Origin of the sequence: Sphingomonas sp. IC4-52 (assembly GCF_020707225.1) — a bacterium.
Lineage (GTDB): Bacteria > Pseudomonadota > Alphaproteobacteria > Sphingomonadales > Sphingomonadaceae > Sphingomonas.
Genome location: NZ_JAJFEU010000002.1, coordinates 1 through 14,250, shown reverse-complemented (window position 1 = coordinate 14,250; position 14,250 = coordinate 1). Strand labels below are relative to the sequence as shown.

The window sequence follows — 14,250 nt, the reverse complement described above, 5'->3', positions numbered from 1 at the left end:
CTCGGGGGCAGCTCATCGGACCGGCCGTGGGGAGCAGCAGCAACATGCGGTGAAAGCTCACGACTGTTCTTCGTCCTTTTTCGACCCGACAGAGACACCGACGGCAGCGGAACTCCGCTTTCGCACCGTGTCATCGCGCGACGGACCTAACGAAGTTGTGAATGGCTCGCAATAGCACTTGAGCGATCAGGAGGCGTGCGCGCGAGAGTTCGCCGGTCATTCTAACGAACGACGATCTTGACGGGTATCACCTTGGGCTGCCTGAATGCCGTTCAGCGCCCTTCCGCGCGGGCTCGGGCCACGCGTTCGGGCGTGACCGACGGGCGCTTGTTCCCGAAGTGCTGGAGGACGTAGTTGGAGAGAGCGGCGACCTCCGCGTCGCTTAATGAGGCACCAAAAGCCGGCATCGTCGCATGGCCATATTGCGTCTCGATCGACGTGCCCCGCAGAATGACCTGGATCAGATTCGTAGCCTCTGGATCGTTGACCGTCTGAGCGCCTCGCAGCGACGCATACCGGCTTTGTACACCCTCGCCGTTCCAGCCATGACAACTCGCACATGCGCTTTCGTACAGCCGAAGCCCTGGCACGTTGCCGTGGGCGGCGGCTTGCCCGGGGCTGTACAGGGTGGAAGCCGCCATCGCTGGCGAGTTTCGCTCAACTCGCGCGGCAGCTTCGGTATTTTTGGGAGGGAGGGACCGCAGATAGACTGCCATCGCCCGCAAATCGGCAGGTGTGAGCTTGCTCAAGCTCAGACTGACGGCTTCCCCCATCGATCCACTGGCAGCACCGCGTCCCGGCGCGTGTCCTGTACCCAGATATCGCGCCAGTTCGTCGACGCTCCAGTTGCCAATCCCGCTCTCTGGGTCGGAGGTGATATTGTAGGCCTTCCACCCCTGCGTGACGGCACCGGCATAGGCCTGGCTCCGCACCAGACCATAGATGAAGTTGCGCGGGGTATGGCATTCCGCGCAATGCCCCGCACCCTCCACCAGATAGGCGCCGCGGTTCCACTCCGCCGAGCGCTGGGGATCGGGTTGCCAAGGATGTTGCGGGGCATTGAGCAACTTCCAGGCGCGCATCAGATAGCGCTGGTTGAACGGGAAGCGCAGACCATTCGCCTGAACCGGCTTCGCCACAGGCTCCAATGTGTTGAGATATGCCCGGAGCGCCAGAATGTCGTCGGTGCTAAGGTTAGCATAAGCGGTGTAGGGGAAGGCCGGATACAGCTCTCGCCCCTGGTCATCGACGCCGTGACGCATGGCGCGCACGAACTCCGCATCTGTCCAGGTGCCGATACCGTGCTGCCGGTCCGGCGTGATGTTCGAGGAGAAAATGGTGCCGAACGGCAAATTGAACGCAAGCCCACCGGCATAGGGGCGCCCGCCCGGCACGGAGTGACACGCAACGCAGTCCGAGGCGGTCGCGACATATCGGCCGCGTTCGATCAGCGCGGCGCCGCGTGGCTGACGAACACTAGCCTGAACGGGGTCGAGGCGGGCTGGGAGGAAGAAGAAAAGGGCGGCCCCGACAAGCAGGATCCCCAATATCCCCAGAGAGATACGGAGCCAGCGCCTCATGCCTGCTCTCCCGCGTCACCCGCCAACATCGCCGACAGACCCGCGACGGCTGCCGTGCCGGCAATGATGTTTTTCTCGGCACCCTTTTCCATCAGTTCCTGGCGTCGGAAGGGAAGGCTGCGCAAACGGATGCCGGTGGCGGCGAAGATCGCATTGCCCAGTGCAGGCGCTGCGGAGACGGTGCCGGACTCCCCGATACCGCCGGGTTCCGCCTCGCTCTCCATCAGCTTGACGGTGAAGGGCGGCACCTCGTTGATGCGCATCTGTCGGTAATCGTTGAAATTGCTCTGATCGACACGCCCGTCGGTGAAAGTGATTTCATTGTACAGCGCCGCCGACAGGCCGAAGATCACGCCGCCTTCGATCTGGGCGATCACGCTGTTCGGGTTGATCGCGACCCCGACATCGGCCACCGCCGTCAGGCCGCGCAACTCGATTTCGCCGACCGGGGTGACGTGCGCTTCACAGATCAGCGCGACGTAACTGCCGAAACTCTGGTGCAGCGAGACACCCCGGGCAGTCCGTGGCGGCAACGAAGAGCCCCATTTCGCCTCCCTGGCGGCCATCTTCAGCACATTTCGGCCACGAGGATTGTTGCGCAGCATCTTCAGCCGATAGACCACCGGATCCTGCCCCGCGGCATGGGCGCATTCGTCGATAAAGCTTTCCAGAACATGCACATTGGCCGCTGGGCCAACGCCGCGCCACCAGTTCACTTTCACCGGCGATCGTTCGTGAATCCAGTCCACGCGAACGGTCGGGATCGCATAAGGCGTCTCCGCGACTCCCTCGACAGCGTCACTGTCCAACGTACCTTCCGGTAGCCCCTCCTCAAGAAAGCTGCCGTCCGCCAGCACTGAGCCACCAGTCACACGATCGGTAAAGACGACGGGCATGCCCTTTGCGTCCAGACCCATGGACAGCCGATCGTGATAGGCCGGACGGAACAGATCATGGCGGATGTCCTGCTCGCGCGTTTGAATCACCTTGAGCGGGAACGGCACCTGTTTGGCGAACAGGGCGGCCTGCACGATGTGTTCGGGAACAAGCCGCCTCCCGAAGCCGCCGCCGAGATATTGATTGTGAACGAACACCCGCTCCGGCGGCAGGCCGACTGTCTTGGCAACGCGCGTTTGAGCGGCGGCGGGCACTTGCGTTCCGACCCACACATCGCAGCTATCGGGGCGAACGTGGACGGTGGCGTTCACCGGCTCCATTGTCGCGTGGGCAAGGAACGGAAGATCGTAGCGCGCTTCCACGGTTGAACGAGCCCCGCGAAGGGCTGCATCCGCATCCCCGACCGAGCGGCCGAGCACCGGCTTCCCGTTCTCGGCAGCAGCGACCAGCCGGTCGCGGACGTGATTGGACTGGAGAGTTGCAAGGGGGCCCAGATCCCATTCGACGTCGAGCGCCTGAAGCCCTTTCTGCGCGGCCCAGAAATGGTCCGCCACGACTGCGACGGCATCGTCGATCCTGAGTACGCCAAGCACGCCGGGCACTTGCTTCACACCGCGGTCCTGGATCGCTTTCACGCGGCCACCCTGAACCGGGCACATCGCCAGTGCCGCGACCTTCATGCCGGGCACCTGCACGTCGATGCCGAACACGGCGGTGCCATTGGTCTTCGCCGGCGTGTCCACTCGCTGCTTTGACCGGCCGATCAGTTTGAACTGCCCGGGAGTTTTGAGCGGCACCTCCTGCGGCACGGGCCGTCCGCCGGCCGCGTCGACGAGCGCGCCATAAGGAAGCGAGAGCCCGTTCGTGCGGCAATAAACCCGGCCCTGATCGGCAAAACACTGGTCGGGTGCAACGCGCCACCGTTCGGCAGCCGCAGCAATCAGCATGGTCCGCGCCGCCGCCGCCGCCTGGCGCATCGGCTTCCACGCGCCGCGGATGGAGGTGGAGCCCCCCGTCGCCTGGCTTTTCAGGATCGGCTGACTGTACAGTTTCTCATCGGCCGGGGCATGCACAACCTCGATCTGCTCCAGCGCGAGCTCGAGCTCCTCCGCCATCATCATGGCTTCGCCGGTGTAGATCCCCTGCCCCATTTCGACGGAGGGGATGATGAAGGATACCTTGCCCTCGCGCGGAATGCGGATGAAGCCACCGGGGGCAAACCCCTGAAAGGCGGCGCCCTGCTCCGGACCGCCGGGCGTGATCGCGCGCAACGTCGGTTGTTCGCCCCGCCCTTTGTTCTGGGCCCATGCCTTGCCAGTCACGGCAAAGCCCATCATGAGCGCGCCGCTGACGAGAAAACGGCGGCGGGATGTGTCGGTCAGGTCGCCCGCGTCCAGCAGGCCATACGCCGGGCCGCGGCGGGCGGCGGGCATCAGACGTGCTCCGTCGGCAGACCGGCGGCTCGCTTGATGGCTGCGCGGATGCGCGGATAGGTGCCGCAGCGGCAGATGTTGCCGGCCATGGCCGCGTCAATGGCAGCATCATCCGGCCGCGGATTTCGGCCAAGCAGCGCCGCTGCCGACATGATCTGACCCGATTGGCAATAGCCACACTGAATCACTTCAATGGCAAGCCAAGCCTCCTGCACCGCCTTGCCCTGCGGCGTTTCGCCGACCCCTTCCACGGTGGTAATGGCTCGAGTGCCGACACCTGAAACCGGCAACACGCAGGATCGCACCGGCTTTCCATCCAGGTGAACCGTACAGGCCCCACACTGGGCGATGCCGCAGCCATATTTCGTCCCCATGAGGCCGACGACGTCGCGCAATACCCAAAGCAGCGGCATGTCCGCGGGCACGTCAACCGCTCGAGGCGTGCCATTCACCTGAAGGTTGAAGATCATCAGCGCTTCCCTGCCTGGCGCGTAAGGGACATAAACGTTGCTGAGCGCAACTGGTTCGGCACCCCGCGTAATTTCCTTGAAAGTGCTCTGCGGACCCTAAACGATCGTGATTTCAGGCGATTTGCGTGCCGCCATTCCCATAGCCCGGGCGGGGCTTCCTTGACTTGACGCCCCTGCGCGATCAGTTTTGACGCATGTTCGCACCCGCGACCTATCCGCGTTTTCGCCACCACGGGGGGCAACTGGCCGCGCGCCAGTAGCCCCGGCTCGTCCGGCATGGCCGGTCGAGCTCGGGGGTAACAGGATCCGGTCTTTCGGCGCGCCGTCTGAGCGAGCCGACCTCGAACAAGTGGCAGCCGTACAATGGAACAACATCTCCGTCCCCCGAGCGGACAACCACCTCAGCGTGCGCGATCTGTACGCACCGTCGAAAGCATGGCGCGATGATCGAGGAACTGGCCCGGCATCGCTGCACCGGGGACGATGGCACACCCTTGTACGTGATCGAGCATTGCCACGTGTTCACCACCCAGGGCGAGGGAGGGACCAGCCTGTACCGCGGCGCAAGCTGGGCCGCATTGCCGGATGGCGAGCCGGTACGATATGTCGATGCTCGTACGTTCGCCGTGGTCGCAACCGGAGAGATGTTGATGCACGACGTCCAGCGATGCGGCTGCGCGCCCGCGCCGAAAATCACCACCATCACCGCCGGCTCGGCAAGCGCCTGATCACGCGAGGCGATTGAACGATCGCCCGTGATCCCTAGAGAAGAGCTTCCACCGCCACCCGGTCCTCTGCTCCGCGGCTCCAAAAGACAGCGGGAACTGACCAAGAGGGTACTCACCACCCGCCAAGCTGGCTAGGTGTCCGCCCACGTCCCGACACGTGAAAGGCGGAACACTGGAAACCATTACGATCATTCTCTTCCTGCTGCTTGCCGTGGTGCTCAGCGGGGTTCTATCGCGCCTCCTTCCGCTCAACGTGCCACGACCATTGGTGCAAATCGCACTGGGCGCCCTGATCGGCCTCGCCGCGGATTGGCGAGTAACGCTGAACCCCGAAATCTTCTTCCTCCTCTTCCTTCCGCCGTTGCTGTTCCTGGACGGCTGGCGCATCCCGCGCGAGGAGCTGTTCAAGGATGCCGCCACCATCGTCGAGCTGGCGCTGGGCCTGGTGCTGCTCACCGTCGTGGGCATGGGCTTCTTCATCCACTGGATGATCCCGGCCATGCCGCTGCCAGTGGCGTTCGCGCTTGCCGCAGTGGTGTCACCAACCGACCCCATTGCGGTTTCCGCGATTGCGCAGCGGGTGCCCATCCCCAAGCGGATGATGCACATCCTGGAAGGCGAGTCGCTCCTGAACGACGCATCGGGGCTGGTGTGCCTCCGCTTTGCCATTGCCGCGGCGCTCACGGGCACGTTCTCGCTGGGCGACGCATCGCTCAACTTCCTTTGGCTCGCGTTCGGCGGACTGGCGATCGGCGTTGGCGTGACCTGGGCCGTGGCGCGGATGAAGGAATGGGTCAGTGACAAGCTGGGCGAGGAAAGCGCGTCGCAGATCCTCATCAGCCTGCTGATCCCGTTCGGCGCCTATCTGTTGGCCGAGCATTTCCACTGCTCCGGCATTCTCGCCGCTGTGTCCGCCGGCCTCACCATGGGCTGGGTGGAAGGACGCGGCCATGCGCTGGCCACCACACGCATCCGCCGCAGCACGGTGTGGGACGTGATCCAGTTTGCCGCAAACGGCACGATCTTTGTGCTGCTAGGCGAGCAATTGCCGGTCATCCTGATGAGCGCGACGGAAACCGTGCAATTGACCGGGCACCATGGGCCCGGCTGGCTGCTGATCTATGTGCTGGCGATCAATCTCGGCCTTGCCGCGCTGCGTTTTGCCTGGGTGTGGGTGTCTTTCCGCCTGACCCTGCGCCGTCGGGGCGAGAAGATCCGGCCGGACTGGAAGATCGTCGCGGCCATGTCGTTCGCGGGTGTTCGCGGTGCCATCACCCTGGCCGGTGTGCTGACCTTGCCGCTTGCGATGGCGAGCGGCGAACCGTTCCCGGCCCGCGATCTGGCTATTCTGCTCGCCATGGGCGTGATCATCGTGTCGCTGGTGATCGCCAGCATCGGCTTGCCCTGGCTTCTCCGAGACTTGAACATGCCCGCCGAAGCCGAGGCAGGAGATGCAGAGGATCGTGCGCGGATTGCAGCCGCCCAGGCGGCAATCGTTGCCATCGGTGAGCTGGAACATCGGATGGGAAGCGGTCGCCGGGACGCCGACATCTATGTCTCCATGGCCGCTGACGTGATGGATCTCTATCGCCAGCGCATCGATCGCCTGGAGAGCAACGCTGCGACCATCGAGGAGCGCCGCGAGCTTCACAGCATTGGCCGCGAACTGAGACTCGCGGCGCTGAAGGCGGAGCGGACCGCGATCTATGGGATGCGGCGCCGGCGGGAAGTGGGCACGGACACCGCGCGCAAGCTGATCCGCGAGCTCGATTTGCTGGAAGCGCGCTACGCCGGCTGAGTCGAAAGTGGGGGCCGTGGACACGGGCGGAACGCTGCCCGCCTGGCTCCCGCAACCTCAATGAGATCGCCGGCCACATTCAAAAACAGGCTACACCTTCTGCGTCGCTGCCGCATTGCCCCGCGAGCGGCTGTAGCATTTGGCACTGACGCCTGATCGGGGCATGATCCCGCGCCGTGCAGGTGGGGCACTGATTAACGCCCATGATCAACAGCGTCTCGAACGAAGGCGCGTGCCGGAGGAGAGGAAGAATGGAGATCGAACTGGTAGCGGATGGCCTGCTGTTTCCCGAAGGTCCGATCGCCATGGCCGACGGCTCGATCATCCTGGTCGAGATCAAGCGGCAGACGCTCACACGGGTGCGGCCGGATGGCACGAGCGAGGTGATCGCTGAACTCGGCGGCGGCCCGAACGGCGCTGCAATCGGCCCGGACAGTGCGGTCTATGTCTGTAACAACGGCGGCTTCGAGTGGATCGAGCGCGAGGATGGCATGCTCGCGCCGCACGGAACGCCGGCCGATTACAAAACCGGTTCGATCCAGCGCATCGACCTTGCGACCCGCGAGGTGACCACGCTGTACACCGAGTGCGACGGCCGGCCGCTGCGCGGCCCGAACGACATCGTCTTTGATCGCGAGGGTGGCTTCTGGTTCACCGATCTCGGCAAGGGGAATGGCGACGTCACGCAGGTCGGCCACTTGCTCTACGCCAGGCCTGATGGCTCACACATCGTGCGGGTGCGCGAGGGCATGGTGACACCCAACGGCGTCGGCCTCTCGCCCAGCGGCAGGACCGTCTATGTCGCCGAGACCACAACCGGCCGCCTCTGGGCGTTCGAGATCGCTGGGCCGGGCCAGCTCGCGACACCCCAGGACATGTGGGTGGCGGGCAAGGTGTACGGTCCGCTGCCCGGCTATCAGCTGTTCGACAGCCTCGCGGTGGAGGCGGACGGGCATATCTGCGTCGCGACGATCGTGAACGGCGGCATCACCGCATTCGATCCGACCGATGGTTCATCGGAGCATTTCGCCTTCCCCGATCCGATCACCACCAACATCTGCTTCGGCGGAGATGACATGCGCACGGCCTGGATCACCTGTTCGGGCACGGGTAAGCTGTACAAGGCGCGCTGGCCGCGACCGGGCCTGAAGCTCGCCTATAACGCCTGAGACCGCACGGGCGGGGCGCCGCTCGGCGGTGCTCCGCCCGGCCCGGACCTATCGTTCCAGCACCAGCACGCCGGCGGCCAGCCGCTCGCGCAGTTCGCGTTTCAGCACCTTGCCCGAGGCGTTCTTCGGCAGTTCCTCGACGAACACTACCGCGCGCGGTTTCTTGTAACTGGCGATATGCTCGCGGCAGAAGCTGATGAGCTCCGTCGCGGTGGTCGTTTCGCCCAACCGGCAGGAGACGATCGCCACCACTTGCTCGCCCCACGTCGGATCCTCTGCGCCGATCACCGCCGCCTCGCGGATCGCCCGGTGGCGGTAGAGCACTTCCTCCACCTCCCGCGGATAGATGTTCTCCCCGCCGGAAACGATCATGTCCTTCTTGCGATCAACGATCCACAGATAGCCATCCTCGTTCCAGCGGCCGACATCGCCGGTGTGAAACCATGGACCGGTGAAGGATTTGGCCGTCGCCTCGGGATTGCGCCAATAGCCTGACAGCACCTGATCGCCGCGCACCAGGATCTCGCCCTCCGTCCCCGGCGCTGCGTCGCGGCCATCCTCAGTCACTACGCGCACCTGCGACAGCAGCATCTGCCGCCCCACAGAGTTGAGGATAGGCAGCCCCTCGTCCAGCGCGCGGTCATGCTCCTCCGCGGTCAGTACCATCACGTTACCGGCAAGCTCGGTCATGCCGAAACCTGTCGCGAAGCGCACATTCGGCCACCGCTCCCGAGCGCGCCGCAGCACCGCCGCGGGCATGGCAGAGGCACCATATCCCATGTTGCGCAGTGAGGAGAGATCGTAGCGCTCCATGGCCGGATGATCGAGCAGCATGGCGATCATCGTCGGTGCGGCCGAGGTCGCCGTTACGCCATGGCGCTCGATTGTCGCGAACAGGATTTCCGGATCGAAATTCTGCATCAGCACGACAGCTTGCGCCCGCAGATGCTGGATCAGCAGTGCATAGCCGGCGACGTGATACATCGGAAAGGTGAGCATGTAGACGGGCTGCTTCACCTCGCCATCGTCGCGATCCCAGCTGACGAGCGAATTCATCACTGCGCCAATCACGTTGCGGTGGCTCAGCATCGCGCCCTTCGGCAGCCCGGTCGTGCCTGAAGTGTACAGCAGCCAGGCAAGGTCGTCGTCCGCAACTGTCACGTCCGGCGGCACCGGCTCGCCCGAGGCCAACAAAGTGTCGAAACTCAGCATGCCGGCGGAGGGCACGCCGATTGTGATGATGGTACGCACGTCGATCCGGTCGCGGATCGCCTCGATCGCGGCGACGAACTTGTCCTCCACGATCAGCACCGTCGGCTCGGCATTGCCGATGATATACGCAAGCTCCGCCGGGCTCAGCCGATAATTGAGGAAGGTGAGCGCCATGCCTGCGCCGGGCACGCCGTAATAGCACAAAGCATATTCCGGGCAGTTCTCAGCCAGGATCGCCACCCGATCTCCCGGTGCCGCAATCCGGAGCAGCGCATTGGATAACCGCCAGCAGCTGTCGCGCAGCTCGGCGTAGGTCACGGCACGATCCTGGAACTGCACCGCCACGACATCGGGTGCATGATGCGCGGCGATGGCAGGGATATCTCCTACCAGCATGGTCTGCCCTCTCCTCCTGCCGGTCGACACGCGGGCGCCGGCTTCGTGGAAACGGATCATGTTACAAATTCTGGAGCCGCGATAGCCGGCACTTTCCGCTCCAGAGGCTTACAAGCGATCGGCCATCGCGGCGGTATCAGGCGGTCGTTGCAATGATGCGACCGTTTGAACTTCGCGCGAGGCGCTCTTAGGCTCCACCACAGAAAAAAGTTGGGGAGAGACAAGGATGACGACCTGCACCGCCGCCGTTGCGCACGGGCCCCATTCCGATTTCGTGCTGGAGGAACTGACGGTGCAGGAGCCGCAGGCCGGCGAAGTACGTGTCAGGGTCGCGGGCGTCGGGCTGTGCCATACCGACCTTGTCTTTCGTGATCAGATCGCAACTTACCCGTTCCCCGCCGTGTTCGGCCACGAGGGCGCCGGGGTGATCGACGCGATTGGCGAGGGTGTGGAAGGCTTTTCCGTCGGCGACAAAGTGATCGTCGGCTTTTCCAGCTGTGGCGCCTGCCCGCGCTGCGACGAGGGTCTGCCGAGCTATTGCCGCAGCTTCGTGCCGCTCAATTATGCCGGGATGCGCGTGACGGACGGATCGCGCGCTTATGCCAATGGCGACGCGCCGGTCGCCTCGCACTTCTTCGGACAATCCACGTTTGCCACCTATGCGATTACCCGCGCACGCAATCTGGTGAGGGTTGAGGGAAGCGCGGCGGCGCTCGAAATGCTGGGCACGCTCGCCTGCGGCTTTCAAACCGGCGCCGGGGCGATCATGCGCACCTTTGACTGTCAGCCGGGCACCTCGCTGGTGGTGTTCGGTGGCGGGCCGGTCGGGCTGGCGGCAGTGATGGCGGCGAAGATCCGCGGCTGTGCGCCTATCATCTTGGTGGAGCCGGTCGAGACTCGGCGGGCGGTCGGCCGCGAACTCGGCGCGACCGATGTGATCGATCCAGCGGCGGGCGATCTGGCGGCAACAATCCGCGCGCTCGTGCCTGAAGGTGTGGACTTCGCCTTCGACACCACGGGCAATGTTTCGGTGATCGAGGCGGGCATGGCAGCGCTGGGCAGCCATGGGGCGATCGGGCTGGTCGGCGTGCCGCGCGAAGCCGGTGCGTCGATCACCGTCAACATCAGCGCGTTGATGACTCCGGGGCATCGCATCTATGGCATCATCGAAGGCGACAGCGATCAGCAGAACTTCATCCCCGAGCTGATCGCGCATCATGCTGCCGGGCGCTTTCCGTTCGATCGGCTGGTGCAGACGTTCCCCCTGGCCGAGATCAACGACGCCATTGCGGCGCAGGCACGGGGTGAGTGCATCAAGGTGGTATTGATCCCGTAACTTCTGTTATGTGACGCGCAAACAGAATCGGGAGAGAGACGCGATGAACTTCGACAGTGATTATCGCATGCTGATCGGCGGCGAACTGGTAACCGGCTCCGCGACGCTCGATGTGGTCAATCCGGCGAATGAAGAGAAGATCGCCAGCGTGCCGGACGCGACGCGCGAGGATCTGGACAAGGCGATTGCCGCCGCGCGCAAGGCATACCCCGGCTGGGCGGCGACGCCGATCGCCGAGCGCAAGGCGAAGCTCGCCGCGCTGGGCCAGGCGATCATGGCGAATGCCGATCCGCTGATGCGCCTCCTCACCAAGGAGCAGGGCAAGCCGCACGCCGAATCGCAGGGCGAGGTGATGGGCGCGGGATATTGGCTGATGGCCGCCTCGCAGCTCGACCTCCCCGTCACCGTCAACGAGGATTCGGAGGAGCGCTACAGCGAGACGCGCCACGTGCCGCTGGGCGTCGTCGGCGCCATCGCGCCGTGGAATTTCCCGATGATCCTGGCGATGTTCAAGGTCGGCCCGGCGCTGCTGGCGGGCAATACGATGGTGCTGAAGCCGTCGCCCTTCACCCCGCTGTCGACGCTGAAATTCGGTGAGCTGGCGGCGCAGCTGCTGCCGCCGGGCGTGCTCAATATCGTCACCGGCGGCGACGATCTCGGCCCGTGGATGACGAGTCATCCGGGTTTCGACAAGATCAGCTTCACTGGCTCCACCGCGACCGGTAAGCGCGTGATGGAGTCGGCCGCGCCGACGCTGAAGCGCGTGACGCTGGAGCTGGGCGGCAATGACGCGGCGATCGTGATGCCCGATGTGGACGTGGAGAAGGTCGCGGAGGAATTGTTCTGGGCGGCGTTCCGCAACAACGGCCAGATCTGCATCGCGACCAAGCGGATGTACGTCCACAAGGATATCTACGACCAGCTGCGCGATGCACTGGTGGCTTATGCCAAGACGGTGAAGGTCGGCGACGGATCCGAACAGGGCACGCAGATCGGCCCGATCAACAACAAGCAGCAATATGCCCGCGTGCTGGAGCTGATCCAGGACGCCAAGGACAAGGGCTACAAGTTCCTGGTGGGGGGCGAGAAGGCCGACGTGCCGGGTTACTTCGTGCCCGTGACGATCCTCGACAATCCGCCCGAGGACGCGCGAATCGTGCAGGAGGAGCAGTTCGGCCCGGTCCTGCCGCTCCTGAAGTTCGAGGACGTGGATGATGTCGTCGCGCGCGCCAATGCGACCGACTACGGCCTTGGCGGCTCGGTCTGGGGCAATGATGAGGACAAGGCGTTCGAGATCGCGCAGCGCATCGCCAGCGGCACCGTGTGGGTCAACGAGACGCAGCATCTGTCGCCGATGGCGGCGTTCGGCGGCATGAAGCAGTCCGGCGTCGGCGTCGAAGGCGGGATCGAGGGCCTTTTGGAATATACCAATGCCCAGACGATCGTGCGCAAAAAGCGCAAGGAAGCCGTCGCGGCCTGAGCAGCGGTTAAGGAGGGGGCGGGCGGACGACGGTTACTCGCCCCTTCCCCGGCATATCGGGGGAAAGCATGACCGATCTTCTCGGTACCTGGACGCTCGTCTCCTGCGTCAACCAGCGGGGCGACCAAGAACGAAAGACCTTCGGTGATCCACCGGCGGGGCAACTGCAATATGCCGCGGATGGACGCATGTCCGCGTTCCTGATGGATCCCGCCTGGGCCGCTATCGGGGATCCGATCGCAGATAGCTTTACGCAATTCTTTTCTTATGCGGGCACGTGGCGGCGCGAGGGCGACAGAGTGATTCACGATATCCTCTTCGCCTCGCAACCAACACGGGTGGGGACCAGCTTCGTCCGGCTGATCGTGCCGCTGGACAACAACACAATCGAGCTGATCACCGAGCTTGAAATATCGAGATCGGGCCAAACCTACGTCACTCGGCTGAAATGGAAGCGGGTAACTTCAGACCGCTGATTGAGGAAGCGATGGCCCTCCCGACCGATAAGCCATCGCGGCTCCCTCAGGCGGAATGAGCAATGGATTGAGGACGCTGGTCTAGGCATCCCCCGGCGCGGCCTCGTAGAAGCGTCCATTCCTTGCATCGGGCGAGAGATCCAGCGGGGCGGCAATACGGCAACGTCTGATATGACTCGGCACTTCTCCGCTGGAATGACTCCGCGGCGCGCAAGCTGAACGCAGCTACCTTTAACGCCGCTGCAAAGGTTCAGATTCGCGGAACTTGAGGGTCTAGGGGCTCTAAGCGCCGGACCGCTCCTCCTCCGAGTACCCGGTCTACCAGAGTCTAGCACCGGATGCCGCCTGCCGCAGTCTGACGTTCATCGGTACACTGCCGAAGGGGCAAGCACGCTGCGGTGGTTAACATGACAGCCGCACGCCCGCGTCTACTCGGGAGAAGTCGTCGGGGGCTTTCGGCACCCGCTGTGCCGACTTCGAACCAGAGAGAATGTCTCTCCATCGGCGGCAGACGAGCGCCGTAAGCTGCGATAGGGCTCGTCTAGGTTGGTGATCATCTACTCCAAACCTCGGTATAGATGAGCGCCGGAGCTGCTTTACGGTCCTGGCTCGATGTGACGGCTGGAGTCAGCAGCGCGGCTGTCAGGCGGGAGCGGGGGGTTGGGCGTGAGAGGTTGGTCGGCCTGCAGAGCCAACCGTTGGTCCGCCGGGCTGGTGAGAGAGGCAGGTATCGGGTGCCATCATTGGGTGCGCCGATGCTCACGACCCGACCGCCACAGCTCTTCTTGGTGGTGTGAGATAGCTACAAGACGCGGCTCAGGGCCAGGCGCTCGAGTGGGTCTGCTGCAGACGTCGGCTATACGGACGCGAAGCGGGGGAGAGTGCTGTCGCGGACCGCAATTGGTCCTCCGCCAGCGAGCAGCGGGTGCGTCGCGCGTTTGAGGCGCCCCGCCGGACCTTGCCGGGACGGTGTGCGTGTGGTCAGCGGTGTCGCGCTGACTCATATTCGCGGTTGTTTGCGGTGCCGCCGATGCCGCGTGTGGGGGGGGGATGGCGTTGGTGTTGGTTGCGGGGACAGGATTTGAACCTGTGACCTTCAGGTTATGAGCCTGACGAGCTACCGGGCTGCTCCACCCCGCGTCACCAAATGTGTCCGTTTGGAAACACGAACGCCTCCGCGTTGTGGCGGAGGCGACGGTGTGTCCTTGGTGGACGGACGTTATGAATGGGTTCTGGGAGAACCGTACAACCGCAAGCTGCAATGCCTGGCGACGC

Annotated in this window: 10 protein-coding genes and 1 tRNA gene; 6 read left to right on the top strand and 5 right to left on the bottom strand. The window is 64.2% G+C overall.

Going from position 1 to position 14,250, the window contains the following annotated elements; translation table 11 throughout:
* Positions 1–272: 272 nt before the first annotated feature.
* The 3 genes from LK535_RS06555 to LK535_RS06545 are packed head-to-tail and all read right to left on the bottom strand — an operon-like array spanning position 273 to position 4,377.
* Entirely contained in the window at positions 273–1,580 is a 1,308-nt protein-coding gene (locus LK535_RS06555) for a c-type cytochrome (RefSeq protein ID WP_227771112.1), read from the bottom strand.
* A complete protein-coding gene (locus tag LK535_RS06550) occupies positions 1,577–3,910 on the bottom strand; it encodes a xanthine dehydrogenase family protein molybdopterin-binding subunit (RefSeq protein WP_227771111.1) in 2,334 nt (777 codons plus the stop codon). Before LK535_RS06550 ends, LK535_RS06555 begins: the two co-directional genes overlap by 4 nt.
* The gene (locus tag LK535_RS06545; RefSeq protein WP_227771555.1) at positions 3,910–4,377 is read right to left on the bottom strand and encodes a (2Fe-2S)-binding protein; all 468 of its coding nucleotides are present in this window, start codon (positions 4,375–4,377) and stop codon (positions 3,910–3,912) included. The genes LK535_RS06550 and LK535_RS06545 overlap by 1 nt, the downstream gene beginning before the upstream one ends.
* A gap of 446 nt (positions 4,378–4,823) precedes the next feature.
* On the opposite strand from LK535_RS06545, the gene LK535_RS06540 reads away from it, so the two are divergent.
* The 3 genes from LK535_RS06540 (at position 4,824) to LK535_RS06530 (ending at position 8,075) form a co-directional block, all read left to right on the top strand.
* The gene (locus LK535_RS06540; RefSeq protein ID WP_227771110.1) at positions 4,824–5,108 is read left to right on the top strand and encodes a hypothetical protein; all 285 of its coding nucleotides are present in this window, start codon (positions 4,824–4,826) and stop codon (positions 5,106–5,108) included.
* Between the two features lie 172 nt (positions 5,109–5,280).
* Positions 5,281–6,906: a Na+/H+ antiporter gene (locus tag LK535_RS06535; RefSeq protein WP_227771554.1), complete on the top strand. Its 1,626-nt coding sequence runs from the start codon at positions 5,281–5,283 to the stop codon at positions 6,904–6,906.
* Between the two features lie 251 nt (positions 6,907–7,157).
* Positions 7,158–8,075, top strand: coding sequence for an SMP-30/gluconolactonase/LRE family protein (locus LK535_RS06530; RefSeq protein ID WP_227771109.1), 918 nt, complete (start codon positions 7,158–7,160; stop codon positions 8,073–8,075).
* A 48-nt stretch (positions 8,076–8,123) separates the two neighbouring features.
* On the opposite strand, the gene LK535_RS06525 is transcribed toward LK535_RS06530, so the two are convergent.
* Positions 8,124–9,743: an acyl-CoA synthetase gene (locus tag LK535_RS06525; RefSeq protein WP_227771108.1), complete on the bottom strand. Its 1,620-nt coding sequence runs from the start codon at positions 9,741–9,743 to the stop codon at positions 8,124–8,126.
* Positions 9,744–9,909: 166 nt separating this feature from the next.
* Here LK535_RS06525 and LK535_RS06520 point away from each other — a divergent pair, with 166 nt between their 5' ends.
* The 3 genes from LK535_RS06520 (at position 9,910) to LK535_RS06510 (ending at position 12,975) form a co-directional block, all read left to right on the top strand.
* On the top strand, positions 9,910–11,019 hold the full coding sequence (locus tag LK535_RS06520) for an NAD(P)-dependent alcohol dehydrogenase (protein WP_227771107.1): 1,110 nt from the start codon (positions 9,910–9,912) through the stop codon (positions 11,017–11,019).
* 43 nt (positions 11,020–11,062) lie between these two features.
* A complete protein-coding gene (locus LK535_RS06515; protein ID WP_227771106.1) occupies positions 11,063–12,499 on the top strand; it encodes an aldehyde dehydrogenase family protein in 1,437 nt (478 codons plus the stop codon).
* 68 nt (positions 12,500–12,567) lie between these two features.
* On the top strand, positions 12,568–12,975 hold the full coding sequence (locus LK535_RS06510) for a lipocalin-like domain-containing protein (protein ID WP_227771105.1): 408 nt from the start codon (positions 12,568–12,570) through the stop codon (positions 12,973–12,975).
* Between the two features lie 1,063 nt (positions 12,976–14,038).
* Here LK535_RS06510 and LK535_RS06505 read toward each other — a convergent pair.
* A tRNA-Met gene (locus LK535_RS06505) sits at positions 14,039–14,115 on the bottom strand.
* Between the last annotated feature and the right edge of the window lie 135 nt (positions 14,116–14,250).